The 25,002-nt window shown below is 61.0% G+C and carries 22 protein-coding genes and 1 pseudogene; 9 read left to right on the forward strand and 14 right to left on the reverse strand.

Annotated elements, in window-relative coordinates; genetic code table 11:
• Positions 1 to 5: 5 nt before the first annotated feature.
• Genes U0023_RS22375 through U0023_RS22395 form a run of 5 tightly spaced genes read right to left on the reverse strand, consistent with a single transcriptional unit; the run spans position 6 to position 5,690 of the window.
• Positions 6 to 1,169: a mandelate racemase/muconate lactonizing enzyme family protein gene (locus U0023_RS22375; protein ID WP_009493770.1), complete on the reverse strand. Its 1,164-nt coding sequence runs from the start codon at positions 1,167 to 1,169 to the stop codon at positions 6 to 8.
• A 32-nt stretch (positions 1,170 to 1,201) separates the two neighbouring features.
• Complete coding sequence (locus U0023_RS22380; protein ID WP_009493768.1) at positions 1,202 to 2,299, reverse strand: ABC transporter ATP-binding protein; 1,098 nt, start codon at positions 2,297 to 2,299, stop codon at positions 1,202 to 1,204.
• A gap of 12 nt (positions 2,300 to 2,311) precedes the next feature.
• A complete protein-coding gene (locus U0023_RS22385; protein WP_009493767.1) occupies positions 2,312 to 3,190 on the reverse strand; it encodes a carbohydrate ABC transporter permease in 879 nt (292 codons plus the stop codon).
• The gene (locus tag U0023_RS22390) at positions 3,190 to 4,149 is read right to left on the reverse strand and encodes a carbohydrate ABC transporter permease (RefSeq protein ID WP_009493766.1); all 960 of its coding nucleotides are present in this window, start codon (positions 4,147 to 4,149) and stop codon (positions 3,190 to 3,192) included. The genes U0023_RS22385 and U0023_RS22390 overlap by 1 nt, the downstream gene beginning before the upstream one ends.
• A gap of 59 nt (positions 4,150 to 4,208) precedes the next feature.
• Positions 4,209 to 5,690, reverse strand: a complete 1,482-nt coding sequence (locus U0023_RS22395) for an ABC transporter substrate-binding protein (protein WP_009493765.1) — start codon at positions 5,688 to 5,690, stop codon at positions 4,209 to 4,211.
• Positions 5,691 to 5,873: 183 nt separating this feature from the next.
• Between U0023_RS22395 and U0023_RS22400 the strand changes: the two genes are divergently transcribed.
• From U0023_RS22400 to folK, 8 genes and pseudogenes are all read left to right on the forward strand, one after another.
• Positions 5,874 to 6,587 carry a GntR family transcriptional regulator gene (locus U0023_RS22400; protein WP_009493763.1) on the forward strand — a complete coding sequence of 238 codons (714 nt, stop codon included), beginning with the start codon at positions 5,874 to 5,876 and terminating at the stop codon, positions 6,585 to 6,587.
• A gap of 52 nt (positions 6,588 to 6,639) precedes the next feature.
• The gene (locus U0023_RS22405; RefSeq protein ID WP_009493757.1) at positions 6,640 to 7,800 is read left to right on the forward strand and encodes a mandelate racemase/muconate lactonizing enzyme family protein; all 1,161 of its coding nucleotides are present in this window, start codon (positions 6,640 to 6,642) and stop codon (positions 7,798 to 7,800) included.
• 163 nt (positions 7,801 to 7,963) lie between these two features.
• Positions 7,964 to 9,322 (forward strand): mandelate racemase/muconate lactonizing enzyme family protein, encoded by a 1,359-nt coding sequence (locus tag U0023_RS22410; RefSeq protein WP_009493756.1) that lies wholly within the window; start codon positions 7,964 to 7,966, stop codon positions 9,320 to 9,322.
• 118 nt (positions 9,323 to 9,440) lie between these two features.
• A complete protein-coding gene (locus tag U0023_RS22415) occupies positions 9,441 to 10,643 on the forward strand; it encodes a mandelate racemase/muconate lactonizing enzyme family protein (RefSeq protein WP_009493755.1) in 1,203 nt (400 codons plus the stop codon).
• Positions 10,644 to 11,558: 915 nt separating this feature from the next.
• Positions 11,559 to 11,885 (forward strand): annotated as a pseudogene (locus U0023_RS22420) (7-cyano-7-deazaguanine synthase); the annotation flags it as partial.
• 26 nt (positions 11,886 to 11,911) lie between these two features.
• On the forward strand, positions 11,912 to 12,727 hold the full coding sequence (folP, locus tag U0023_RS22425; RefSeq protein ID WP_195904246.1) for a dihydropteroate synthase: 816 nt from the start codon (positions 11,912 to 11,914) through the stop codon (positions 12,725 to 12,727).
• On the forward strand, positions 12,724 to 13,092 hold the full coding sequence (gene folB, locus U0023_RS22430) for a dihydroneopterin aldolase (RefSeq protein ID WP_009493751.1): 369 nt from the start codon (positions 12,724 to 12,726) through the stop codon (positions 13,090 to 13,092). Before folP ends, folB begins: the two co-directional genes overlap by 4 nt.
• Positions 13,085 to 13,558 carry a 2-amino-4-hydroxy-6-hydroxymethyldihydropteridine diphosphokinase gene (folK, locus tag U0023_RS22435; RefSeq protein ID WP_009493750.1) on the forward strand — a complete coding sequence of 158 codons (474 nt, stop codon included), beginning with the start codon at positions 13,085 to 13,087 and terminating at the stop codon, positions 13,556 to 13,558. The genes folB and folK overlap by 8 nt, the downstream gene beginning before the upstream one ends.
• A gap of 410 nt (positions 13,559 to 13,968) precedes the next feature.
• Here the strand turns inward: folK and U0023_RS22440 are convergent, their stop codons facing one another.
• The 9 genes from U0023_RS22440 to U0023_RS22480 all read right to left on the reverse strand — a co-directional run bounded on the left by U0023_RS22440 (position 13,969) and on the right by U0023_RS22480 (position 23,853).
• On the reverse strand, positions 13,969 to 15,120 hold the full coding sequence (locus U0023_RS22440) for a potassium channel family protein (RefSeq protein WP_009493747.1): 1,152 nt from the start codon (positions 15,118 to 15,120) through the stop codon (positions 13,969 to 13,971).
• 30 nt (positions 15,121 to 15,150) lie between these two features.
• Positions 15,151 to 16,311 (reverse strand): SMP-30/gluconolactonase/LRE family protein, encoded by a 1,161-nt coding sequence (locus tag U0023_RS22445; RefSeq protein WP_009493745.1) that lies wholly within the window; start codon positions 16,309 to 16,311, stop codon positions 15,151 to 15,153.
• Between the two features lie 92 nt (positions 16,312 to 16,403).
• The gene (locus U0023_RS22450; RefSeq protein ID WP_009493743.1) at positions 16,404 to 17,003 is read right to left on the reverse strand and encodes a hypothetical protein; all 600 of its coding nucleotides are present in this window, start codon (positions 17,001 to 17,003) and stop codon (positions 16,404 to 16,406) included.
• An 18-nt stretch (positions 17,004 to 17,021) separates the two neighbouring features.
• Positions 17,022 to 18,197 (reverse strand): zinc-dependent alcohol dehydrogenase, encoded by a 1,176-nt coding sequence (locus U0023_RS22455; RefSeq protein WP_009493741.1) that lies wholly within the window; start codon positions 18,195 to 18,197, stop codon positions 17,022 to 17,024.
• 91 nt (positions 18,198 to 18,288) lie between these two features.
• The gene (locus U0023_RS22460) at positions 18,289 to 18,951 is read right to left on the reverse strand and encodes a response regulator transcription factor (protein WP_280943215.1); all 663 of its coding nucleotides are present in this window, start codon (positions 18,949 to 18,951) and stop codon (positions 18,289 to 18,291) included.
• A gap of 54 nt (positions 18,952 to 19,005) precedes the next feature.
• Positions 19,006 to 19,335: an FmdB family zinc ribbon protein gene (locus U0023_RS22465; RefSeq protein ID WP_083861506.1), complete on the reverse strand. Its 330-nt coding sequence runs from the start codon at positions 19,333 to 19,335 to the stop codon at positions 19,006 to 19,008.
• A gap of 78 nt (positions 19,336 to 19,413) precedes the next feature.
• On the reverse strand, positions 19,414 to 20,568 hold the full coding sequence (locus tag U0023_RS22470) for a glutathione-independent formaldehyde dehydrogenase (protein ID WP_009493737.1): 1,155 nt from the start codon (positions 20,566 to 20,568) through the stop codon (positions 19,414 to 19,416).
• Between the two features lie 296 nt (positions 20,569 to 20,864).
• Positions 20,865 to 21,383, reverse strand: coding sequence for a response regulator (locus U0023_RS22475; RefSeq protein WP_009493735.1), 519 nt, complete (start codon positions 21,381 to 21,383; stop codon positions 20,865 to 20,867).
• A 196-nt stretch (positions 21,384 to 21,579) separates the two neighbouring features.
• Positions 21,580 to 23,853: a PAS domain S-box protein gene (locus U0023_RS22480; protein ID WP_009493733.1), complete on the reverse strand. Its 2,274-nt coding sequence runs from the start codon at positions 23,851 to 23,853 to the stop codon at positions 21,580 to 21,582.
• Positions 23,854 to 24,252: 399 nt separating this feature from the next.
• Here U0023_RS22480 and U0023_RS22485 point away from each other — a divergent pair, with 399 nt between their 5' ends.
• A complete protein-coding gene (locus U0023_RS22485) occupies positions 24,253 to 24,996 on the forward strand; it encodes an SRPBCC family protein (RefSeq protein ID WP_009493731.1) in 744 nt (247 codons plus the stop codon).
• The last annotated feature ends 6 nt before the right edge of the window (positions 24,997 to 25,002 follow it).

Raw genomic sequence — 25,002 nt, forward strand, 5'->3', positions numbered from 1 at the left:
ATGGGTTACCAGTTAGTGACAGATCCGTCGCGGCGCCTGAGATGCGGCGCTTCCCAAAAACGCAGGCTTTGTGCCCGAACCGCAGCCTCGTTGACTTCTACGCCGAGTCCTATGATGTCGCTGACTAGGTAATCGGAACCATCGAGGTGCGGCTGGACCGGGAAGAAGTCCGAGTTGTCGGATCCCAGCTTCGCTTCAGGAGCTTTCGTTTCGAGCCACGCGATGTTAGGCACCGCTGCGGCAAGGTGTACCGATGCTGCCGTGCAGACGGGTTGGAGTGGATTTTGCGGCATCAAATCGACGTAATGCGCTTCGCTCCAGCCAGCCACCTTCATCGCCTCGGTGAGCCCGCCAACATTGCAAACGTCGACCCGATTAAACTGGTGGATGCCGTGCTCCATATAGGGCAAGAACTGCTGCTTGCTGACAAATTCTTCGCCGATGGCAAATGGAACGTCATTTATTCCACGCAGTGCTTCGTAGGCCTCGGGCGCTTCGTCGCGTGTCGGCTCCTCCAGGACATTGAGCATACCTCGGCCGAGCTTGCTGCAGAAGCTTGCGGCCTCAGCAATCGAGAGGCAGTGATGGTAATCGATGCCGAGGACGACTTCATTGCCCAGTTCCTCGCGCGCCCTGTTGAGCATTGTGGCAGACGAACCGGTGGACTCGCGCGGCTCGAAGATCTCCTCGCTGCTCTGCCCGACCGGGAAGAAGCGGATCGTTTGCCACTCCTGTGCAACTAGCTCGCGAGCGCGCTCGATGGCAACATCACCCTCCGCCTCGTCCCCGGTGGAAGCGAAAGTGGGAACACGATCGCGCTGCTTGCCGCCGAGCGGATCGCACACCGGCACTCCCAAGATCTTGCCCTTGATATCGTGCAGAGCGATGTCAATCGCGGAAATCGCAGCCTGCAGCACGCGTCCACCTTCGAAGTACGGACTGCGATATATCTCCTGCCAGATTCGTCCGATCTGCATCGGATCACGACCGCGCAGGAAGTCGCGATAATTCTCAATAGCGCCGGCAACTGCTCTCTCGCGTCCACTCAGGCCACTTTCGCCCCAGCCGATAACACTCTGATCAGTTTCGACCTCCACGAGCATTTGGTTCGGGATCCCGAACCAGACTGGGTAGGGAATGATTGCAGCGATCTTAAACTTTGCAGTCATCTGTGCCTCAGATCGCATCGGAATGACCCGCCTCAATCGAGCTTCAAGGCCAGCTCGGTCGCACCATCGAAAAGATGGATGCGATCCTGGTCGAACTCAAGCCAGATCTGTTCGTCCGGTGCGATGGCGACGTTGGGTGGCACGCTTATGTTAACGACAGCCCCCGACAGTGACACCTGCACGAAAGTCACATCTCCGGTTGGTTCCACAGTGTAGGCCTTGGCAGGGATCGCGTCCGGAGACGCACTCTTGGCCAGTTTGATCGTGGAGTGGCGAGCTCCCAGCACGATCTTCCTTGTGGTCGAGCGCTGCACCTTCCGGGCGTTGAGCGGCGAGAGCGCCATGGTCCAGCCTTCCGCGCCGGTCAATACCGTTTGGCCATTCACCGTCGATGCCTCCAGCGGGATGAGGCTCATCGCCGGGCTTCCGATGAAGCTGGCCACGAACATGTTGACCGGATGGGCGAAGACTTGGGCCGGCGAATCGTACTGCTGCAGGAAACCGCCGTTCATCACGGCCATCTTGTCGGCCATGGTAACGGCTTCGAGTTGATCGTGCGTCACGTAAATGATCGTCGCCTTGAGATCCTGGTGAAAGCGCTTGATCTCGGAGCGCATCTGCACGCGCAGCTTGGCATCGAGGTTAGAGAGCGGCTCATCCATAAGGAAGACCGCCGGATCGCGCACCAGTGCCCGGCCAAGCGCCACGCGCTGCTGTTGTCCGCCGGATAGCTCCCGCGGCTTTCGCTCGAGCAGGTGCGTCATGTCGAGCACACGGGCAGCTTCCCTGACCTTCCGATCAATCTCATCGCGAGGGAGCTTGCGCATTTGAAGCGGAAACGCCAAGTTCTTGTATACTGATTTTTGTGGGTATAGCGCGTAGTTCTGGAACACCATCGCAATGTTGCGATCCTTCGGGTCGATGTCGTTGACAATCTGATCCCCGATCGCGATCTCGCCAGAAGTAACCGGAATCAACCCCGCGACCAGATTGAGCGTAGTTGTCTTGCCGCATCCCGACGGGCCGACCAGCGCAACAAACTCGCCGTCCTCAACTTTGAGCGAGACGTTGTTGACGGCCGTGAAGGCGCCATAGGTCTTAACGAGATTCTCCAGGACCACGTGGGCCATGAAAGCTTTCCTCTAATGTTTGACGGCACCTTCAGTGAGGGCGCGCACAAAGTAGCGTTGCAGCAGGAGGAAAAGCACGACGACCGGCACGCTCATCATGAAACTGGCCGCCATGAGGCCTGGGAAGTCAGTCGTGTTTTCAGAGAAGAAGCGTTGGATGCCGACCGGCAGCGTTAACTGTTCGTTTTTGTTGAGGAACGTGTAGGCGAAAATGTACTCGTTCCAGGCACCAATGAAGGAATAGATAGCCGTGGCGATTATTCCCGGCGCGGAAAGAGGCATGACGATCAGAACGAACGCTTGGAACCGGGTGGCTCCGTCGATGCGCGCTGCCTGTTCAAGTTGGTAAGGAATGTTGTCGTAGAAGCCCTTGAGCAGCCAAATCGCGAGCGGTAGGCCAAACGTGAGATAGGTTAAGACCAGAGAGCCGTGCGTGTTCACAAGACCAAGCAGCCGCATCAGAATGAAGAGCGGCACGAGGAAGATCACGGCAGGGAACATGTTGCGCAGCAAGACCGCGAAGAACAGGAACTTACGCCCTGGAAAGTCGAACCGTGAGAAAGCGTAGGCCGCAGGGACGGCTACGGCGACGGCGAGCACCGTCGTCATGGACGCCACAAAAAGACTGTTCCAAAAGAAGCGCAGGAAATCCTGACCCACACTGTTACTTGGATCGAGCAGCTTCTCATAGCTCGCGAGTGTCGGCTCTTTCGGCAACCATTGCGGCGGGAACTGCATGGCAGCGAAGCCGGACTTTATCGATGTCAACAACATCCATGCCATTGGCACCGCTGTGTAGAGCAGGATGGCAACGAGAAAGATCCGCCCTATCCAGCGCCAGACGTCGATCGGCTTTCCTCTCCGAGTCGTGCCAATGCGGGCCGTTGACATCAGGCAACGCCCTCCCTTTTTTCGCCACGGGTCAGTGCACGTACGTAGAAATAGCCCAGGGTCATCAGAATGAGGAATAGGAGTACGGAATAGGCCGACGCTATGCCCCATCTCTGGCGCCCGAAGGCCAGCTCGTAGATATGGGTGATCCAGATATGAGACGCATTCGATGGGCCGCCGCCAGTCATGATCCAAGGAATGATGAAGGAGTTGAAGTTCGAGACAGCGAGCAGCAGGATCGTCACGGTGGACACACCTTGAAGATGCGGGAACGTGACGTGCCAGAAACGCTGCCATGCACTGGCGCCATCAACTTTCGCCGCCCGAAGCAGTTGATCGGGCACAGTCTGCAGGCCTGCCGTCAGCATGATCATCGCGAATGGAAACTCACGCCATACGTTAACGACGATCAACGACGGCAGAACGGTGCCCACGCTATCGATGAGATTTGGCGGCCGGTTGGTAAGTCCAAGGCCGACTAAAACGGCGCCGATCAGGCCAAAATCTGAATGGTATATCCATTTCCAGATGTAGGACGCCGCCACTGCGCTGATGACCCATGGGATAATGAGGATGGCGCGTAGGACACCTCGGCCGATAAACTCCTGGTTCAGAGCGAGCGCGCTCCCCAGTCCTAGAATGAAAGCAAATGCAGTCGAGGCGAGTGTCCAGATGAATGTGTTGGCAGTAACGCGCCAGAACACGTCGCTACTCAGGATCAGTGTATAGTTGTCGATACCGACGAACTCCTTGTCGCGCAACTGGAGGCTAGGCGGTGTCGTAAAAAACGACAACTCCACGGTGTAGTAGATCGGATAGGCGATCACGATCAGCATCACCACAATCGCGGGTAGCACGTAGAGATAATCGGAGCGATGAGCCCATGCCTGCTGAACGAAACCAAGACGCTTCGCTTTCGCCACTAATGGAGCGTCAACCAGGCCAGTCGCCATGGTCATCGGGGCGCCCTTCTCCTGTGAGGAAACTGACCGGCGGCGATCGCCGCCGGCCAAGCTGGTTAGAGCTTTCCGCCGTCCATTATGTTCTTGATCTTCTTGGCCGCATCGTCGGCTGCTTGATCCACGGTCATCGCGCCCGTGAGTGCATTCTGCAGCATGTCGGGCACGACGATGTTCATGATTTCGGGCGTCTCAGGAATCGTCGGGAACGGGACGCCGTAGGGCAGCATGGAAGTCGTGACGTCAAGGAACTTGATATTGTCCAGGCGCTCTTTCATCCACTTCGTCTTGAAGCCGTTCAGGTTACCTGGGTTTGAACCAGCGTAAGCCATTTTAAGTGACCATTCCGGGCTCGTCCAGAAACAAGCGAGCGCTTTGGCAGCTGGCAGATCCACCTTGCCCCCGTCTACATATTCCGGCTTCAGGATGTGGATGTTCGAGCCGCCGAACACGACCGCGCGCTTGCCGTCCGGACCGGTCGGGATCAGCCCGTAGCGCATATTGTCGATGACCGTCTGTGCCTTCTGTGTGTCGCTGCCAGAAGTCTTTTTCTTGAGATCCAGCATCACATCGTAGTCGGACGGGTGCGAAATCATCATGCCGAGCTGCCCCGCCAGAAAAAGCGGCTGGTTGTCAGCCTGCTGATTGGTCAATGCCGAAACCGGCACAGACTTGTCGCGCACGTACATGTCGTAGGAGGCCTGCAATGCCTGCTTGCTGGCCGGGCTGTTGATCTGGACCTTCGAGTAGGTCGGGGACTGGGCGGTTTCGTCGAACACGCCGCCGCCGTAACCCCAGAGCTGAGGCAAGAAGCGGTAAGGCGTGTTGCCGGCGTTCTTGCGTGCGACGAGGCCATAGCCCGCGATCCCGAGCTTGTCGTGGATCTGCTTGGAGTATTTGACCACGTCGTCCCATGTGGCGGGCGGCCGGTCGGGATCGAGACCGGCCCGTTTGAAGATGTCCGCGTTCCAGATCAACGCCATCGTCTCGTTGTTGGTCGGGATGCCGTACGTCTTGCCCTTCCACATGTTCGACTTCATGGCGCCAGGCCAGAAGTCCTCCGTTGCGTAGCCGACATCTTCGGGCTTCAGCTCCTGGAGATATCCTTTGGAGGCGAATTCCACGCCGCCCAGGATCTGCAACCGAACCATCATCGGTCCAGCATTCCCGAGCAGCGCCGTGCGGAACTTGTCGAGCAAGTCGTTGTACGTGAGCGCCTGGTCCTGCAGATCTATGTTGGGGTAAGTCTTTCGGAAAGCCACAAAGAAATCTTTATAGTATTGCCTCAAAAGATCAGGGTCGCCTTCGAACACGCCCTGGTACCAGAACGTAAGGCGGCCTTTGTAATTGAGCGGCGTCACTTTATTGCATTCAGCAGCAGTGTCGAAGTCCTTTGTGCCAGCAATCGAACGCACATATTCCGGCGACCATTTGCTCAGGTCGACGGGAGGCGCAGCCAATACAGGCGACGTCAGAAACGATGTGAGAACAGCCGCGGAAACACTGCCGCGAATGGCGCGGCCGAAGTCAAAGGCTGACATAATGTCCCTCCAATTCTTCAGCGCCAGCGCACACTGGCACTGTGGCCTCCACCCTCGTCTGGAGCTTTTCTTAGTCAGAACTCCTACCAGGAAACGATTACAGAGCCGGACTTGTATGTCAATTGACTTAGATCGTATATTGTCTCGGCCAGTCGACATATGATTTGAGCATTGGAGGTAAGGTTGGAGGAGGCAAGCGACTACCATGCGGCGCCGCCTCTCGGGATAGACCCAATCGGCGCCTCCACCGATTCCACAGCGCTGCTCTATAAGGCGATCCGCGACGATATCGTCTCGGGGCGGCTTGCTGCCAATCAGCGCCTCGTCGTTACCGACCTCGCCAAGCGTCACGGCAGTTCGACAACGCCGGTTCGGGAGGTGCTTCAGCTCCTGCGCGGCGAAGGCTTCGTCATTTTCACCCGAAATTGCGGCGCGCGCGTCCGACCGATCGACCGAGATTTTATTCGCGACATCTACGAGATCGGCGTTCTGATCGAGCCGTCCCTGACGCGTTGGTTCGTCGGGATGGCCACAGAGGCCGACATCGCGGAACTAGAATTGGTCCAGAGCCAGATTGAGGACAACAATTTTGCTGACCAGATCTTGCACAGCGAGCTCGACACAAGATTCCATACCGTGATCTACCAGCGTCACTACAATCGACACGCCGCCGAGTTGTGGTGGAAGCATCGCGAGGTGCTCCGAGCGGTCAGCCGCAGGTTTGGCTTCACCCTCGCACGGAGAGCGCAGGTCATCAGTGACCATCGTGAGCTGATCGCCAATATCAAGGCAGGTGACGCCGATCGGGCGGCCGAACTCGTGGCACGGCACGTCGAAGGGTCCGGACTTCACATCCTCGAGCATATGCGGGCCATGGCGGCGGCTCAGGCAGGGTAGGTTACCGATCTAACACGCAGCCTCTCCTCAAATTTACAGGAAAGCGAAGCTCATGAAGATTACCAGCGTCAGGCCGTGGCTTATCAAGTCGGCAGCTTCCTACTGGGGCGAGTTCCTGTTTGTAGAAGTCAGCACGGATGAGAGCATCACCGGCTGGGGCGAGATCACTACGACAACAAAGATCGCGAACCGCGCGCTGACGGCGATGCTAAGGCAAATCAGCACGATAATGATCGGCGAAGATCCCGCGCATATCGAACGTCTCTGGCACAAGCTCTTTCGCAGCTTCACCTATATGGGGAGCCGGGGCGCTGCGGTGGAGTGCCTCAGCGCCATCGACATCGCGCTTTGGGACATCCGGGGAAAGGCACTCGGAAAGCCGATCTACGAGCTTCTCGGCGGACCTGTGCGCGATGAGATTGCGCTCTACACCCACCCGGATCAGCGCAAGTTCACGAGCAAGGAAACCGTCATAGCCGAGATCCAGGCGATTGTGAAGTCGGGACATACTGCGCTCAAGTTCGATCCGTTTCCTCCGCAGGGTCCATATGTGGATGGAATCGCGCGCGAGCAGCGCGACGGCTATCTGGATGGCAGCGTGACGCGCCAAGACGAGCGCGAGGCCGCGGAGTTGACGGCACTAATCCGGGAGACATCTGGACCACAGATCGAAATCCTGATCGACGCGCATGGCCGCTTCGACGTGCCAACGGCCATCCGGCTCTGCCGGTCCCTCGAGGAGGCCGGAAACATCGACTGGTTCGAGGAACCGTGCCCGCCGGAAAGCATCAACGCCCTCAAGCAGGTGCGAGAGAAGATCAACGTGCCGATCTCTTGGGGCGAACGTGGACATACAAAGTGGGACTTCGTCCCCATTCTCGAGAATAAGCTGGCCGACTACATCATGCCCGATGTGACCTGGACCGGTGGCATTACCGAGCTGAAGAAGATCTCAGCGCTCTGCGAGGCTTATTACATTCCAGTCTCGCCTCATGATGCCGCCGGGCCGATCAATGTCGTGGCCGGAGCGCAGGTCATGATGACGGTGCCCAATTTCTACAAGCTCGAAACATCAGAATGGAACCTCTCCAAATATGATCCTCTCATTAACGTGCCGCTCGACAATTCCAACGGCAGCCTCAAGCTTAACCCCGCACCGGGACTCGGCATCGAGATGAACCGGGAGTACCTTGAGAACAACGTCGTTGATTGAGGCACAATGCGCGAAGTTCGTCGAGCCGGAGCCGTCAAACTCCCGGCGCGCAAGCGAAGGCGAGGTCGAGAGTGAATAACGCCTGAAATCCACAAACACACGCCGGCGAAGCGATCACGGTCAATCCTGCGGACCGAAAGCCCAGGACAGGGAGGATGCCGTCATGACGAAGTTGGAAAGTGCTGACGAGGCGCTAAATCGAGTCAATCCGTTTTCCAAGCCGTCGGAGCTTCGCATCACCGACATGCGAGTGGCCGAGATCGTCGGCGCACCCTTCGCCTCAGCACTGGTCAAAATATACACCAATCAAGGCCTCATCGGACTTGGCGAGGTGCGCGATGGCGCTAGCGCGACCTATGCGCTAATGTTGAAGAGTCGGCTGCTCGGCGAGAACCCCTGCGACATCGACCGTCTGTTCCGCCGCATTAAGCAGTTTGGTGGACACGGCAGGCAGGGCGGTGGCGTCTCGGCTGTCGAGATCGCCTTATGGGATCTTGCCGGGAAGGCCTATGGCGTACCGATCTATCAGATGCTGGGTGGCAGGTTTCGTGACAAGGTACGCATGTATTGCGACACCGATGCAGAGCAACCCAGTGGCACGGCGACCGGTAAGCGCCTCAAAGAGCGCATGGACCTTGGTTTCACGTTCCTCAAGATGGATCTCGGGCTGATGCAGATTGCCGACCTGCCGGGGGCCGTAGTGGCGCCGGCCGGCACTCTTGAAGGCCTCCGCTCTCATTCGGCGCAAGGCAGGACGCACACGCCCGAGGAGCGCCGAAGGCGCAATACGGCCTATGACGCGCAGAATGTGCGTCATCCGTTCACCGGTCTCCACTTTACGGACAAAGGTCTAGATTACCTCGAACAATACATTTGCGAGGTCCGCGATATCATCGGCTCGGACATTCCGCTTGCCATTGATCACGTTGGACATATCTCGCTGCAAAATGGCATCAGACTCGCCAACCGCATCGAAAAATACGTTCCGGCCTGGCTCGAGGACGTGATTCCATGGCAATACACGGAACAGTATCGGCAGTTACAGGCGGCGACATCGGTTCCGATTTGCACGGGCGAAGATATCTATTTGAAAGAGAGCTTCGAGCCGCTGCTCAGGGCCGGAATTTCGATTATCCACCCTGACCTGCTCACGTCGGGCGGCATTCTCGAGACTAAAAAGATCGGCGACATGGCCCAGGAATTTGGCGTCGCCATGGCGATCCACATGGCGGAAAGCCCGATCGCTGCTATGGCTGCGGCCCATGTCGCCGTCGCTACCGAAAACTTCATGGCACTTGAATACCACTCGGCCGACGTACCTTGGTGGGATGATATCGTGACGGGCCTTCCCAGACCGCTGCTGAAGAACGGTTTCATTGAAGTCTCCGATAAGCCGGGCCTCGGCATCGATGATGTCGTTGACGAGGTCATCGTCCAGCATCTGCAGCCGGGTGTCGCCGGCATCTGGCAACCGACGGACCACTGGGATCACGAGTATTCCTGGGACCGCACCTGGAGCTAACGGCGCCATTCAAAAGGCAGGCGCGCCTGGTGGCATCGCAACGGCGCCTGTCGCCGGTCATCAGGATCGCACCCGGCCATCGCACTCCGCTCATCCGTCCTACGAAGAGGCATCAGCCATGAAGATCACTGATTTGCGCTGCGCCGTCATTGGCAAGCATCCGATCGTCCGCATTACCACCGACGAAGGAATCCACGGGCTTGGCGAAGTGGAACACACCAAGGGCTACATCAAGCCGTGGGTGATGCACTTTCGCGAAGCATTGATTGGCGAGGATCCGACTGACGTCGAGCGAGTGATGCTGAAGATTCGTCAGCGTGGCTCTTTCAAGCCCTACGGTGCGGCCGTCAGTGCCATCGAGCATGCGCTCTGGGACATTGCTGGCAAGGCGGCAAACGTCCCGACGTACAAGCTGCTCGGCGGCAAAGTGCGCGACAAGGTTCGTTGCTACAACGGGAACATGCGCAGGAAGCGGACGGGTGATCGCCCGGAGGACTACGCTGCTGATGCGAGGTGGATGGCAGAGCTCCCCGAAAACTTCTTCATGGTGAAGCAGGGCATCAGCTTTCACTCCAACATGAAGGATACGGTTGACGACTTCCATTATGGTGTGCGCCAGACGCGCTCGGGCTACCACGGCGCAATGGATCAAGGTATGATCAGTGAGCATGGTTTCAACCATATGCTCGATTGCGTTATCGCGATGAAGGAGGTGCTGGGCGACAAAATCAGCTTGGCGCTCGATTGCGGCCCAGGCTGGATGTTGCCCGATGCGATCAAGTTCGCGCGGGCGGTCGAGAAATACAACATCGCGTGGCTCGAGGATATGCTCACGGGCGATTACGTGCCGTGGGTCAATCCGCAAGCCTATCGCGAACTGACCCTCTCAACGTCAACGCCGATCCATACAGGCGAGCAGATCTATCTGCGGCACAACTTTAAGGAACTCATTGAGACACAGGCCGTGCGCATCATCGGCCCCGATCCGGCTGACGTCGGCGGCATCGCAGAACTCAAATGGATCGCCGAGCACGCCTACATGCACTCGATCCTCATGGCGCCCCATGGCACCGCCAACGGCCTCCTGGGGCTGGGCGCATTGATCAACGTGTGCGCCACGTTGCCGGCCAACTACATCGCCTTCGAGTATCCTACAGCATCGGACCCGTGGTGGCACGAGATCATCCTAGGGCTCCCGACAGGCCGCATCGTCAATGATTCGATGATCGATCTGCTACCCGGACCAGGTCTTGGTCTCGATATCGACGCTAAAGCCGCCAAGCGCTATCTTAGAGATGAGGATGCCGGCTTCTTTGATTAGTTCCGAGCCATATTCAATGATGTTGCCGTTGGTCGGCTCTGAACAACTAAGAGGCTAGATCGCTGTTTCTCTTCCTCAGAGGCCCATACCAGCCGCAGGCAGGCCATGCCTACGAGCGGATACCTTCGGGTCGACGTGTCGGCATTAGCCCTGCCGGGTCGGGACACCGCTCGATGCGATATATGGGATGAGGTCGTTCTGCCGGCAGCTTAGCTCGTTCCATATACGACGGGTCGCGCCTGGCCGATGGTCCGGATGGGTCAGATTTTCACAATCCGGACGCTCAATAAATATCAGCCCTTGAGCGCTGAAGCGGACCAAGCACCTACGTCTTGGGCGTACCAATAGCGGTCGGTCCCAGATCTGAAAGGCGCCCGATCTGTCTGGTGCCAGCAATGGCGGCAAGCAAAAACTGTGTATCGGCGTGGCACTTGGCCCCGCATTCGGCATGGATAGATGCCCCCTCCTCTGAGCGATCAAGCTGCTGTGCTTACATTTCTTTTCAGTTCTCGATCCAAGTTTATGCTTGGAAGCCTATAGCGGATCACTCACTGCGCCAGTCACAGCCGATATGGCAGAGCCAACGCGCGCATCTTCAGCTACTCGTCAGGTGGCAACTCCTGGATTTGCGGACCGCGTTCTAAGATCGGCTTTCGTGATGGCGTGTGCGGCAGTCGTACTTTGGCTTCCGCTCGCCCCCGGTCAGCCTTCTTCCAGCGCGACGGTTTTTCCGGCCCACGCGAAGTTGACCTCCTCTCAATACGGGTCTTTCTACGCGGGAAAGCGGATGAAGCACTCTTGTGCTCCATCCGATCGCATTGCGATTGGTTCCCTTTTCAGGTGCGATCCGTCTCATGCTTATCGGCCCCTGAGCCGATCCGGTCGCAGCCTACCCGGTCAAAACAAGGAGTCCTCGTGAAGGCCCTCGTCATCTGTTCCGGCGGATTGGTCTCCGTCACTCTCGCCCACAAGGTCGTGGCGGAGCGAACCCTCACCCGCCTCGTGTCTTTCGACTATGGCCAGCGTCACAAAATGGAGCGCGAGCCTGCGCCATCCGCCTCAGCGTGCCGCATGGACATTGTCGACATCTCCGCCGTCGGACGCCTCCTGGCAGGGTCGGCCCTGACCAGTGGCGAACCCGTTCCCGAAAGGCATTACGCGGGAGACACCAAGTGGGTAACCGTGGTGCACAATCGCAACGCCATCATGCTCGCGATTGCCTTTGGCATACCTGCCGCGCGAGGTGTCTGATGAATTCGAGATCGACCATGTCACCAACCTTGGCCCGCCTGGGCTTGCGCACCCTGATCATGGGTGTCTTGAACGTCACGCCCGACTCGTTCTCGGATGGCGGCCTGTTTAGCGATCACGAGGCCGCGCTTCGACATGCCCGCGAGATGGAGGACGCTGGGGCCGACATCATCGATATCGGTGGGGAGTCCACGCGCCCGGGACACACTCCGGTTGGAGCTGAGGAGGAACAGCGGCGGATTATTCCTGTCATCCGCGACCTGGCCGGCATTCTCAATGTGCCTATCTCAATCGATACCTACCGGGCCGCGACCGCTCGCGCGGCCCTGGCGGCAGGCGCCAGGATCGTGAACGACATCTGGGGATTCCAGTACGATCCCGATATGGCCGCCACCGTGGCGGAGCATAGGGCTACGGCGGTCGTCATGCACAATCGGGCGGAGGCGGATCCTTCGCTCGATCTCATGGTGGACATGCAGCGCTTTTTCGGGCGCTCCCTAGACCTCGCCCGGCGGGCCGGCATTCCCGACACGCATCTGATCCTTGATCCCGGCATCGGCTTCGGCAAGACGGCCGAACAGAACCTCGAGGCTTTGCGCCGCCTATCCGAGCTCAGGGCCATGGGCTTCCCCGTTCTGGTGGGAGCCTCCCGCAAATCGGTTCTTGGCCGGTTCTACAAGCCCGAGGTGCCCCCGCGCGACCGGTTGTATGGGACCATGGGCGCACATCTCGCGGCGGTGTCGCGCGGCGCAGACATCATTAGGGTTCACGACGTGAAGGCTCACGTCGAAGCGTGCCGGGTCGCCGATATTCTGTTGAGAGGTCAACCTTGACCGATACGATCATCCTCTCCCGGCTGGCGCTCTATGCGCACCATGGCGTTCACGCCGAGGAGGCGCGCCTGGGGCAGCGCTTTTACGTAAGCCTCGCCTGCACTCTCAATCTCAGGCCCGCCGGGCAGGCGGACGACTATCACCAGTCCGTCTGCTATGCGAGCCTTGCCACGTTGGCCTATGAAATCGGCACCACGCGCCGCTTTCACACGATCGAAGGATTGGCGGAGGCCATTGCCGCAGGCGTGCTGGAACGATTTCCACGGATTACGTCCCTGACGGTGCGGGTCGAGAAGCCTGAGGCGCCGGTTCCGTTCATCCTCGACAGCGTTGCGGTCGAGATTCGGCGCTCGCGCGATGGCTAAGGTGGCACTCAGCCTAGGCAGCAACTTGGGCGACAAGAGCGGCAACATTGCCAGGGCTCTTTCTGCCCTTGATCGGGGCGGAGCACGGATTATAGCCCGCTCAGCCGACTTTCGCACCGAGCCGTGGGGACCTGTTGCCCAGGACTGGTTTGTGAATGCCTGTGCTCTTGCTGAGACCGATCTCCCGCCGGAAGGCCTTCTGGCTCTCTGCATGCACGTCGAACAGGATCTTGGGCGCGTCCGTGGGACCAGATGGGGTCCCCGAGCAATCGACATTGATATCCTGACCTATGATGACTTGGAGATAGGCACGCCAGCTCTGACACTTCCCCACCCCTATGCGGCGGAACGCGCCTTCGTGCTCGTTCCACTGGCCGAGGTCGCCCCTGAGCTGAGGCTTGGCGGAAGGCGCATTGTGGAGCTACTCGCCTCCGTGAGCAGTGGCGGCATCACCAAACTCACCTGACTCACCGTTGACGCCACTTTAGTCACGGTCTCCCGCACCCTCGCCAACTTCAGTTGGGGCCCTCCAAGGAAATTGGCAACGTCTCAGGAACGTCCGTGGTCCCCTTTCAAAGTGGACATCTGGCGTACTCCGGGGACATGCCAGAAGAAGACGTTCATGCAACGCCACGATGGATCGCGTCGAAGCCAAGGTCCGTCAATTCGGCCTACCAGCATCCGGCACGGTCGCGTATCCAAGCTGCTCCAACTCGGAAATGGCCACGGCAACAGTGGGATCTGTCCCCAAATGCGCATCCAGTGTTGCCATTGTCATGCAGGCGCCGGGTTCTCGGTGCGTATCACGAAAGAACCTGAGGATCTCGCAGGCCGTCTCGCTAAGCGGCATTCTCGCCTCCACCGGATCAGCTCCCGCTACTCGGCCACGTGTAGGCGGAACCCGGAATCGTTCGGCCTGTCTTTCGATCCTATGCGGCTCGTTGCGGCATCGATTTCCTCCATGCGGTAAGCCATGGAAGGAGCCAAGTTCGTGATGTGATGGTCCCATTGCATTCGGCAGGCGATATAGGCCTCGGCACCGGCCTGCCCGTCAGCCGTGATCTCGATACCCGCCTGCTGAAGCCGAAGCAGGGCATCGCGGTAGCGTGCTCGCCAGCGGTCCCGGGTCTGCTGATCCGGTTGAGCCTCCCGGTCCGGTGCCCCATGGGGGAGAAAAGTGTTCTCCAGGGTGATGACCAGCATCATCGACGCCTCCCACAGCTGCGCGACGCCTCCTGCCTCCTTTAGCCAGCGGTACTTCCGATCATCCAGGGCGCTCTTGATCAAACTCACCGTGTCCAGGGCGACCAGCGTGGAACGGGATACCGAGTGGTATGGGTCACTGAAGCGGAAATAGAACAGTACCGGGTAGAAGTGGTGCGCCTCCTTGGCTTGGGTCATCTCGACAGCGATTTCCGACAGGTTCGTGTAGCCGCCACTGAACTGCCCCTGAGGCCCGAGACGTGCCAGCAATTCGGCGGCATCGCCTGTGCACCCAGAGAGGAAATGGATGTTCATGGCCAGCACGTTGCGCCGCTGGAGCGCTGTATAGACCTGCATGAGATAGGTCAGCGTCAGCGACATCACTGACATGCCGATGAGCGAGTTAAACAGGAAGAGCAGCCGCGTCGGGCTCGTGTGCGGGGTGAAGTCGCTCGCGCCGACGATGGCCATGCTGGTGCCCCCGGCATACATCGCGGTGACGAAGTCAGTGGGCGTCTCGCCGTTCGTGGCGCGGATGGACGTACCGAGGTCCGGGTGCATGATCAACGCCGCCCCGAGGGTCAGCCCGAGAGCCCAGACCCCAACCAGCAGCACGAGGATGACCGGACCGCAGAAGGACAGAGCCGCTCCTCGTCTGGAGCCGAAAACCTTTGAGCCCTTGACGGCGGAGGCCCAGACGAGCCGCCCGACCCGGGATCCGATAATGCTGGTGCCAATCCGGGCGTAGAGCACGGTCAGAAAGATATCGAGCAAGATGATCAGGATCAGCAGTGTCCCGAGGCCCTGCTCCATTCGCCCCATCATGCCAGGCCTCCTGTCGTCCCAACTGCTCGGTCAGGGTCGTTGGGGCTGCCGGGTTGAGCCGGTGGCCTCCCCGTTCTGCCCAGGCTCGATGCGCCACAGCTGCGTCTCAAGGCGCGGACCGGTTTCGGGCTTGAACCAGCTCATGTCCTGGATGCGGGAGCTGGTGATGTAGATCGTCCCGTCGGGTCCCTCCGAGAATGTATCGGGCCAGCGCAGCCGCTTATCCTGGACAAGGGTGGTGATGCGATCCCCATCGCGGACCTTCACGGCATCCTGCTCGATCGCGCTCAGATAAAGCCGCCCGCGCCCGTCGATCCAAAGACCGTCCGTCGGCTCGGTTTCGGCGACACGCTCCACCCGAGCTTCGAGGTCCTTCTCAGACAGACGTGGGTTCTCCAAGGCATCTGTCGGGATGCGATAGAGCGTCCGGCCGGTCAGAGCTTTCCAATAGAGTGTGCGCCCATCGGGAGAGAGAGCGATGCTGTCGGCGGCAAATTCGACCCCACGCCCGTCGGGCCGGCGCAACTCCTGCCCATCGGTCTTCACCACCACATCCTTTTCCGGCTCGGTACTCGGGTGGCCGTCAAGGACGCGACGAGCCTTGCCGTTCTGCAGATCCACAACGACGAGTGCACCTTTGGCCCCGGAATCGGTCAGGTAGGCATGCCGCCCATCCGGCGAAAACCGCACATCGTTCAGGTAGCTGCCCTGAGGCGCGACCGTCTCGTCGAAGCGGATCGCCTGCGCAACCTTGTTTGATTTCAGGTCGATCCTGACGAGCTTGGGCCCACCCTGCACGACGGCTGCTGTGGCTGGCGCGGCCGGATCGACGACCCAGAGATTGCCGTGCGCATCGGCCACGACGCTCTGGACGCACACGAAGTGATCCCCGGCCGACATCTGGTTCTTCTTGGCATTGCGCCAGGAGTTCCACTCGTCATCCGGATAAGGTCTGATCTGGCCGTCGCGCGTCACCTCGGCCACCGAGATCGGGGCATCCTCCGTCCACCGCGGGAAGTTGACGAAGATGCGCCCATCCTTCGACACGGTCACTCCGGTCACCTGGTGCTCAAAGTTGGCGACCTGCTGTAGTTGAGCCGGGCCCTGAGATGGGGCCGCACTCTGCTGTGCCATGGATGTGGTAGCCAAGAGCGTCCCGAGAAGCAGGGTCGCCGGTGTGAGCCTGAGCATGTTCGCCTCCATCGTGCGGCAATGATCGTGTGGGATACGGCTGCCCCCTCGCGGCCTGAACGCCGCTCGAATGCAGCCATATCGTCGCTCGGTCAGTGAGGGCGTGCCCTCTCCTGCGGAGCACGATCGGACACCGCCGCGAGGGTTGGTGCGGCCCGCATGTCCGGCGGTACCTGGAAGTCCTTGGCGGCGCCTCGCGCCGCCTGGACACCCTGCGGGAAGCCTGTCCGATTCCGGTAAGAGCGTAGCCGACCGCGAGGGCGGCTGTGGCGGGCCGTGACGCTCTGCGCGCCAATGATGTCCAGCAACGTCACCCCCAGCACCGCCGCAAGAGCAATCCCGACATTGTCGCGCTTCGGATTGTCGTGCCGCATGGCCGCCATCAGGGTGGCGATGTCGAGCCCGTCTCCGGCGACGCGGCTCCACAATCCGAGATGCTTATCGGGCGAAAGCGAGACGATGCCGTGCCCGAGTTCGCGGACGCCATAGGCCCGTACGAGACCCTCCTTACCCTCCATCCCTAATGCCCGGGTGAAGCGCTCCGGCGCGATCAGCTCCGCTATGCCCAGCCCAATGCTGTACCAACCTAACGCTTTGGCCAAGCGGTCAGCGGCCCCCAGCGAGTTGGGGCCGGAGTGGAGGACCTTTGGGTCACCCTTGGACCGGGCGATGTTCGAGATGTAATAAGCCATGTCTTCTCTCCCGGTTCCTCAGGGCTTCAAAACCACCTTGATGCAGCTGTCCTGCTTGTCGCGGAACACCTTGTACATCTCGGGCCCCTCCTCGAGGCTCACGGTGTGGGTGATGACAAACGATGGGTCGATCTGCCCCTCCTCGATGCGGCGCAGAAGGTCATCGGTCCAACGGTTGACGTGCGTCTGACCCGTCCGGATGGTCAGGCCCTTGTTCATCAGCTGGCCCATCGGGATCTTGTCATCGAGGCCGCTATAGACACCGGGGATCGAGATCACCCCGGCCGGGCGGCAGACGTAGATCATCTCGCGAAGAACGTGCGGCCGGTCGCTTTCGGCTCCCAGCATCTGCTTGGCGCGGTCGTAGACCGTATCCGGCATCGAGGGCGAGACATGGGCTTCCATTCCGATCGCGTCGATGCACTTCTCCGGGCCCTCGCCGCCGGTGAGCTCGTTCAGGCGCTCGACCACGCTCTCTTCATCGAAGTTGATGGTGATGGCACCGCCGGCTTCTGCCATTTCCAGGCGCTCGGGCAAATGATCGATGGCAACCACCTGCTTGGCCCCGAGGAGCACGGCGCTGCGGATCGCCATCTGGCCGACGGGACCGCAGCCCCAGATCGCCACCGTGTCCGTCGGCTGGATGTCGCACTGGACAGCGGCCTGCCAGCCGGTCGGGAAGATGTCGCCGAGGAAGAGAACCTTCTCGTCCGGGATCCCATCCGGCACCTTGATGTGGGTCGCATCGGCAAAGGGAACGCGCAGATACTCGGCCTGCCCGCCAGGATAGCCGCCGGTCAGATGCGTGTAGCCGAACAGGCCTGCGGTCGTGTGGCCGAACACCTTGTCGGCGATATCCTTCTTGCGGTTGCTCCGCTGACAAACGGAGAAGTTGCCGCGCTTGCACTGATCGCATTCGCCACAGATGATCGTGAAGGGGACAACGACACGGTCCCCCTTCTTGAGCTTGCCCCTCGCTTCGGGCCCGACCTCGACAACCTCTCCCATCATCTCGTGCCCCATGACATCGCCAGGCAGCATGGCAGGAATGAAATTATGAAACAGATGCAGGTCCGAGCCGCATATGGCGCAGCTCGTCACCTTGACGATGGCGTCACGCGGCTGCTCGATCTCAGGGTCTGTGACGGTGTCGCAGCGGATATCTTCCTTGCCATGCCAAACGAGGGCTCGCATGCCTTCCTCCTCCTCTTGTCCAACGAAGATGCAGAGGCTCCTGCGTCCGGAAAACGTTACGGCACGAGGCAGATCTCTGCGGGGATGGTCGTCAAGGGTCGTGGCTCATGAACGTCTGCGCTGGGGGGAAGTGCTGCGGATGATCCCTGAGGGATATCCCGCTCTGTTTGATGCAGCGCGGTTCTCTCACTCCGCCGACGGATAGCGAGAACAGCACCTGAGCGGGAATTTCTGCCAAGCGGTCAGGTTTCAGGCTTATCTGCTCCCTGAGGCACCTTCGCCCCGGGCTGAGTGACTCAAACCCCGCGGAGGGTGCGACCAGCACGGCTTGGGGCAGGGTCTGTACGCCCAGGCGCTGCATGACATGAGCACGATGGGTTTCCACCGTACGCGGGCTGATGCCGATGTCCCGCCCGATCTGCTTGTTGGTCTGGCCGGCCAGCAGGCCCTCCAGGACCTCGCGTTCGCGGACCGGCATCTCGGCAATGCGCCCCCGGGCCCGGTTGGATTCCTGACCGTGCTCGTCGGCCTGGGAAATGTCAGCGGCTGCCGACGCAAGGGCGGCCAGCAGCTCATCCGGAGCATAGGGGACCGGCAGGAAGTCCACCGCGCCGGCCTTCATCACCTGCACGGCAGACTTTACATCGCTCTGGAGCTCGCCCAAGACGATCACCGGCAGGCGGATGCGCCGGGCCTTGAGCTCCCGCGGGATGGTCAGATCGCCCGCCTCGGGTTGGCGCATGTCGAGTACCACGCAGCCAACATTCCAAAGGGTTGCGCTCGATTGGTCAGCCCCGCGCTGCAGCCATCACTGCCAGCTACACCGGACTGGCCCATGCGACGTGAAGATCCGTCCGTCCGCAGACAGGGCGCCCGGCAGCGGCAACCGGCGTACGCAACAGCCGCAGCCGGCTGGATGGGCCGCCTTCGTGGGGCGTTGGCCGCTCGCATTGCGCTCGTTCGAGGCCAGGGTGCTGCGCCGGGTCGGATCCATGCTAGCGATGGCTGGTGCGCTGAGAACTGCTCGTGACGCTTCAGCCCCGCATTTCGGGCATGCGCATGGGTCCTGGAACCGCGCCATGGGCTGCATAGCAGTGAACGGCCCGCACCCTTGGCACTGGTAGTCGTAGATCGGCATGGCGTCCTCACGTTCGAACTCGTTCGGCGAGAAGGCACACAGGCCGAGCGCGTGACTGCCCGCCCGGCCCGCGGCTAGTCATGCGGCGGGCTTGAGAACCACCTTGGTCCAGCCCTCGTCGCGCGCGTCGAAGTGCTGGTAGGCGTTTGGTGCCTCACCCAGCGGCAGCTCATGCGAGACGATGAAGGACGGCTTCGCACGGCCAGTCGAGATCAGATCTCGCAGCTGCCGGTTATATGCCTTCACGTTGCACTGGCCGGTGCCGATCGTCTGACCCTTGAACCAGAAGAGCCCGTAATCGAAAACGATCTCGCCCTGCTTGTAGAGCGGGTCCTGCGGAGCTGGATCCTGGGGCACATAGACGCCGACCACGCCGATGCCGCCGGTGAATTTCACTGACCTCACCAAGTCGTTCATGATCATGTTGGGGTGCTCGTGGCCCTCCGGGTCGTGGGCCTGGTAGCCGACGCACTCGCAGCCGCGATCGGCGCCGATGCCGTTCGTCAAAGCAAGGACTTGGTCCACCGGGGAGCCCTTGGAATCGTCAATGGGTAAGGCCCCGATCGACTCTGCGAGGCGCAGACGGTCGGGATGGCGGTCGACGACCATGACCATGCAGGCGCCCTTGATCATCGCGGAATGAGCAGCCATGAGTCCGACCGGACCGGCCCCGTAGATGACGACCGACTCGCCGGGACGCAATCCTGCAAGTTCTGTGACGTGCCAGCCGGTTGGGAAGATGTCGGCCAGCATCACATAGTCGATTTGTCGTTCCTCCGCGTCCGGTGGCAGCTTCAGGCAATTGTAGTCGCCGTAGGGGACGCGAAGAAGGTCGGCTTGGCCGCCCCGATACGGCCCCATATCGGCGAAGCCGTACGCGGCGCTGGCCATGTTCGGCACGACGCTTCGATCCGCCGTGGTCAGGCAGAACGCGCTCAAGCCGCGCTCGCAGTTCTTGCAAAACCCGCAGCCGATATTGAAGGGGATGGCCACCCAGTCCCCAACCTTCACCCGATCGACCGCGTCGCCCACTTCTGCCACCTGACCGAGGTTCTCGTGCCCGAACACGCCGCCGCGCGGGAAGTCGGTCCGGCCCTCATACATGTGCAGGTCCGAGCCGCAGATGTTGGTGCTCGTGATCCGTACCAGAACGTCCGTCGGCCTCTCGATCCGCGCGTCGGGCACGTCCTGTACCGCAACATCGCGCTGCCCGTTATAGACAACTGCTCTCATCGTGTTCTCCCAATCTAAAGCCGCATGCTCGACAGGCGCGACTTGTCACCTTGGCGAGGGCGTCGTGGGATGGCCGTCAGGGGTCGTGGCTTATGAACGACTGCGCTGAGGGGAAGTGCTGCGGATGATCCCTGAGGGACATTCCTGCCAGCCGGTCAGGTTTCGGGCGTGTCTGATCCCTGAGGCATCTTCGGCCCCGGGCTGGGCGCCTCGGAACCCCGCGGAGGTTGCGACCAGCATGGCTCGTGACAGGGTCTGTATGCCAAGCCGCTGCATGACGTGGGCCCGGCGCTTCTCTACCGCCCGAGGGCTGAGGCCAACGGGTTCGGCGGCGTGAGCGGGAAAGCCGGACATGGCCAGGGGCCCTGCCGAGCAGGGCCGATGGGGATCGTCTGGAAGGGTGCATCGGGATCTCCCAAGGCGGGGCCGGATCCGGCATCTCCCGTCAGGTTAGCAAGAGCCAGTGCCAAGGCGTAGGCGTCGAATGGCTTCTCCCAAGTCGCGACGTCTCGATACTCGGCTGGAAGAGAGGTTTGGCTGTAGCCTGTCGCAAAGACGAAGGGGATCGCTCGCGCCCTGAGATAATTGGCGACCGGGAACACCAGTTTGCCGTGCAGCTCAATATCGAGAACGGCAATGTCGATCCTTTCAGAGGTCAGCAGGGCCAGCGCTGTCGCCCGAGTTGGAGCCGGTCCGACCACCGCCGCCCCAGCTTGCTCCAGAACTTGTGCGATGTCGTCGGCAATGAGGTACTCATCCTCGACGATCAGCACGTGGCGGTTGATCAAACTTGCTTGCGACTTTGATAAGGTCATGGGCTTGCCTCGTCCTTTTCCTGGTGGCCTCAGAGCTTTGATGCTGCGTGTGGCCCAACCGTTCCGAAGATCCCTGGTGCGGCCACATGCGCATTGGCGCAGTGTCATGGATGAGGATGAACGCGGCATCCGGTGGTGACCGGGGATCGTTCCGTATCCTTGCAGCGGCCTTCGGGCGGTCACGTCCTGGTGGAGATCAAGGTTCGTCGGATCCTTCGTCACGGCTCAATTGAGGGCGGGCTTGCACGCCCGCCAGGGCGGCGATCCGCACCAGTTCCGGGATTGTCCTGGCGCCCAGGCGCTGCATGACATGAGCGCGGTGGGTTTCAACCGTACGCGGGCTGATGCCGATGGCCCGCCCGATCTGCTTGTTGGTCTGGCCGGCCAGCAGGCCCTCCAGGACCTCGCGTTCGCGGACCGGCATCTCGGCAATGCGCCCCCGGGCCCGGTTGGATTCCTGACCGTGCTCGTCGGCCTGGGAAATGTCAGCGGCTGCCGACGCAAGGGCGGCCAGCAGCTCATCCGGAGCATAGGGGACCGGCAGGAAGTCCACCGCGCCGGCCTTCATCACCTGCACGGCAGACTTTACATCGCTCTGGAGCTCGCCCAAGACGATCACCGGCAGGCGGATGCGCCGGGCCTTGAGCTCCCGCGGGATGGTCAGTTCGCCCGCCTCGGGTTGGCGCATGTCGAGTACCACGCAGCCGGCCGCGAGAGCCGGGGCAGCCTCCAGGAAAGCCTTGCCGGATGGGAAGGCTCTCACGTCATAGCCGGCGTCACGCAACCCTCGTGTCAGATCCTGACGCGAGGGCTCGTCGGCATCGACCACATAGACGAAGCGCCCGTCATGGCGGGTGATGTCCTGGGCAACGCCGCCGGCGAGGCGGATCCGGCCCTGCGCGTCACGCATAGGGAAGAAGGTGTTGCGGATCCAGCGCACGACCCGGTCCTGCCGGATGATGCGGAACTCTTCCGTGAAGGCTTCTCCCAGCCTGACCCGGTCAAGAGCATCTAATACCCGCTGCCGGTCATCCGGATGGAGGAAGCGGCTCCACCGACTGGGATCGCTGAGCACTCCTTCCCGCGGCTCGCCCCAAATGGGTTCGAAAGCGGAGCTCAGATATTCGAGGTTCATCGTCTCGAAGTTCAGGATCCAAAGGGTGCTGTTGGAGTTCTCGGCGAACTGCCGGAAGCGCTCCTCGCTCTCACGCAGGGCTGCTTCGGCTCGCTTGCGTGTCGTGATGTCAAGCACAGCTCCGGTGAATCCCACCGGCTGGCGATTTTCAAAGGTCGTTCGACCCTGGGTGGAAACCCAGCGCTCGATCCCATCCCCGATCCCGATGACTCGATATTCAATGGCGTAGATCCCCGAACCGGCAGGATCACGGCACTGGGCGATCGCGGCCTCGACGCGCGGGCGATCCTCGGGATGGATGCCGGACAGAAACACCTCCTCGTTGGCAGGAGCATCAGGCGGCAGCCCCCACATCGCCTTGAGCCGGGCATCCCAGTCCAGTGCTCCCGTGGCCGGATCCCAGGTGTAAGGCGACAGACCGACAAGATCGATGGCAGCCTGGAGCCGCGCCTGGCTTTCGCGCAACGCCTGCTCCGTCCGCTTCTCCTGCTCGATGACCTGCACCACGAAGACTGCGCCCAGACCCTCCTGAGCGGTGTTGCAGAAGGGCGCAGCGCTCACCCGCGTCCAGATCTCCTGTCCATTGGGAAGTGTGACGAGGAAGTCGACACCTGGAACAACCGTTTCACCCCGCAGCGCTCGCGCGCTCGGATAGTCGGAGGGGCTGAGACGCTTGCCCTCAGGGGTGTAGCTCCGCCAGCGCTCGCCTTGCATGGGATCTCTGGAGGGGACTTTCTCAAGAGCGTACTGCTGGAGGGCCCGATTGCTCAGGACGATGTCCCCCTCCGGGTCGACGAGGCCCACTCCAATCGGCAATTGCTCCAGAATGGCTGCAAGCTTGTTCTCGCTTTCGCGCAGGGCTGCCTCGACCCGGACACTCTCGGTGGTCTCGTGGACCGTGCACAGCACCCCTCCGACTCCCCCGGTTTCGTCACGGATGGGGCTGTAAGAGAAGGAGAACCAGGTTTGCTCAGGGTGATCCCTGCGCATAAGCGTCAGCGGCAGGTCCTCGAAGTAACTGGCCTCGCCTTGCATGGCCCGCTTGGTGATCGGACCGATGGTGTCCCATACCTCCGACCAGACCTCGGGAAACGGCCGCCCGAGGCCGTTCGGCTTGTCACCCATGATCGGAATGTAGGCATCATTGTAGAAGCTGGTCAGTTCCGGTCCCCAGGCCAGGTAGGTTGGGAAGGCGGAGCTCAGCATGATGCTTAAGGCGGTGCGCAGCGACTGCGGCCAAGCCTCTGCCGGTCCGAGGGGCGTGCAAGCCCAATCGTGGGTCCGCACGCGTTCCCCCATGATGCCGCCGCCGGGGAAAGCTTCCGCTGTGCTCATTTATTCTCCTTGGAAAGACATCATGAGGGGCCTTCCGACAGTACTGTAGGGTGAGAAGGTCGGCTGGCCAGAAGGGACGACGGCTACGTGTCGTTCGCGGCCAATTCCGTATGAAGGATGCTCCAGAGGCTTTAATGGGATCAGGGCGGTAGCTAGCGCCCGGAAGACCACTGACTACCTGGTTGGGCTGCTCCGTGTTGTAGGGTGGGTTGGCAAAGATCAACCTACACTGTTTCGTTTGCAGTCACGTACTTTCCCTCAGGAATGGACCGTTATCCGTATGGGCCATTCCAATTGTTACCCTCCGCGACTCCGGCTGAACGACGATCGTTTGCGTCAGCAATCCGATCTCATCAGGCGCGACACTGCTGAGATCCCTCAACGCCACTGAGGTGTGCCATGGCGGACCAACACGACGAACGACTTCGACGGACCCGCAACGATAGCCCGGGTCGCCCACGAGCAATGGGAGCCGCTCAGCCCTGGCCGGGGCAACGGCAAGGGCGACAGGAAGCTCGCGGGGGCCGTCCAAGCCTTGGCATCGTTGGATTTACCCTCGCGGCCGCTGCCGGCGTGGCCGCCATCGGTCTGATCGAAGCCCAAATGCGCGATACCGGGCGCCGGACCAGGACCGGTCAGAACCGGCGATCGGCTGCTGGCCACGAGCCGGAGCTCGAACGCTCGATCACAATCGAGGATGTTCCCGCGGACGAACTCTATCGTCGCTGGCGCGATCCAGAAAACTTCAGGCGGATCATGGCGCCGTTTGCCGATGTCCAGCCCACGGGTGACGGGCAGACACGCTGGAACGCCGGCCCCCATCTGGGCTCCTGGGACATGCGCCTGGCCGATGACCAGCCGGGCGAGTTCATGCGCTGGGAGGCCCAAGGCGGGGGCGCCCTGATCCGGGAGGCGTCGGTGCGCTTCCGTTCCGCTGCCGGCAACCGCGGCACGGTGGTGGTCCTGCGTGCCAGCCTCGATCCGCCCGGTGGCATGCTCGGCCGGATCGCCGCCCAGATGCTGGGCAATACGCTACCGGCGGCGCTTGCGAGCAAGACGCTGCACTACTTCAAGGCGCTCGTCCAGACCGGCGAGATCCCGACCACCGAGCGCCAGCCGGCGGCTCGGCCCGACCCCCGCTGACGAGGA

Origin of the sequence: Microvirga lotononidis (assembly GCF_034627025.1) — a bacterium.
GTDB lineage: Bacteria > Pseudomonadota > Alphaproteobacteria > Rhizobiales > Beijerinckiaceae > Microvirga > Microvirga lotononidis.

What these genes read in the sequence shown, in the direction of transcription:
- folK (WP_009493750.1), top strand. Translation starts at nt 13,085, where the DNA reads ATGGCTAAGGTGGCACTCAGCCTAGGCAGCAACTTGGGCGACAAGAGC.
- U0023_RS22450 (WP_009493743.1), bottom strand. Translation starts at nt 17,003, where the DNA reads ATGGCTTATTACATCTCGAACATCGCCCGGTCCAAGGGTGACCCAAAG.
- U0023_RS22385 (WP_009493767.1), bottom strand. Translation starts at nt 3,190, where the DNA reads ATGTCAACGGCCCGCATTGGCACGACTCGGAGAGGAAAGCCGATCGAC.
- U0023_RS22485 (WP_009493731.1), top strand. Translation starts at nt 24,253, where the DNA reads ATGGCGGACCAACACGACGAACGACTTCGACGGACCCGCAACGATAGC.
- U0023_RS22375 (WP_009493770.1), bottom strand. Translation starts at nt 1,169, where the DNA reads ATGACTGCAAAGTTTAAGATCGCTGCAATCATTCCCTACCCAGTCTGG.
- U0023_RS22455 (WP_009493741.1), bottom strand. Translation starts at nt 18,197, where the DNA reads ATGCGAGCCCTCGTTTGGCATGGCAAGGAAGATATCCGCTGCGACACC.
- U0023_RS22410 (WP_009493756.1), top strand. Translation starts at nt 7,964, where the DNA reads ATGACGAAGTTGGAAAGTGCTGACGAGGCGCTAAATCGAGTCAATCCG.
- U0023_RS22480 (WP_009493733.1), bottom strand. Translation starts at nt 23,853, where the DNA reads ATGAGCACAGCGGAAGCTTTCCCCGGCGGCGGCATCATGGGGGAACGC.
- U0023_RS22390 (WP_009493766.1), bottom strand. Translation starts at nt 4,149, where the DNA reads ATGACCATGGCGACTGGCCTGGTTGACGCTCCATTAGTGGCGAAAGCG.
- U0023_RS22405 (WP_009493757.1), top strand. Translation starts at nt 6,640, where the DNA reads ATGAAGATTACCAGCGTCAGGCCGTGGCTTATCAAGTCGGCAGCTTCC.
- U0023_RS22475 (WP_009493735.1), bottom strand. Translation starts at nt 21,383, where the DNA reads ATGACCTTATCAAAGTCGCAAGCAAGTTTGATCAACCGCCACGTGCTG.
- U0023_RS22440 (WP_009493747.1), bottom strand. Translation starts at nt 15,120, where the DNA reads ATGATGGGGCGAATGGAGCAGGGCCTCGGGACACTGCTGATCCTGATC.
- folP (WP_195904246.1), top strand. Translation starts at nt 11,912, where the DNA reads ATGTCACCAACCTTGGCCCGCCTGGGCTTGCGCACCCTGATCATGGGT.
- U0023_RS22445 (WP_009493745.1), bottom strand. Translation starts at nt 16,311, where the DNA reads ATGCTCAGGCTCACACCGGCGACCCTGCTTCTCGGGACGCTCTTGGCT.
- U0023_RS22470 (WP_009493737.1), bottom strand. Translation starts at nt 20,568, where the DNA reads ATGAGAGCAGTTGTCTATAACGGGCAGCGCGATGTTGCGGTACAGGAC.
- U0023_RS22415 (WP_009493755.1), top strand. Translation starts at nt 9,441, where the DNA reads ATGAAGATCACTGATTTGCGCTGCGCCGTCATTGGCAAGCATCCGATC.
- U0023_RS22465 (WP_083861506.1), bottom strand. Translation starts at nt 19,335, where the DNA reads ATGCCGATCTACGACTACCAGTGCCAAGGGTGCGGGCCGTTCACTGCT.
- U0023_RS22395 (WP_009493765.1), bottom strand. Translation starts at nt 5,690, where the DNA reads ATGTCAGCCTTTGACTTCGGCCGCGCCATTCGCGGCAGTGTTTCCGCG.
- U0023_RS22380 (WP_009493768.1), bottom strand. Translation starts at nt 2,299, where the DNA reads ATGGCCCACGTGGTCCTGGAGAATCTCGTTAAGACCTATGGCGCCTTC.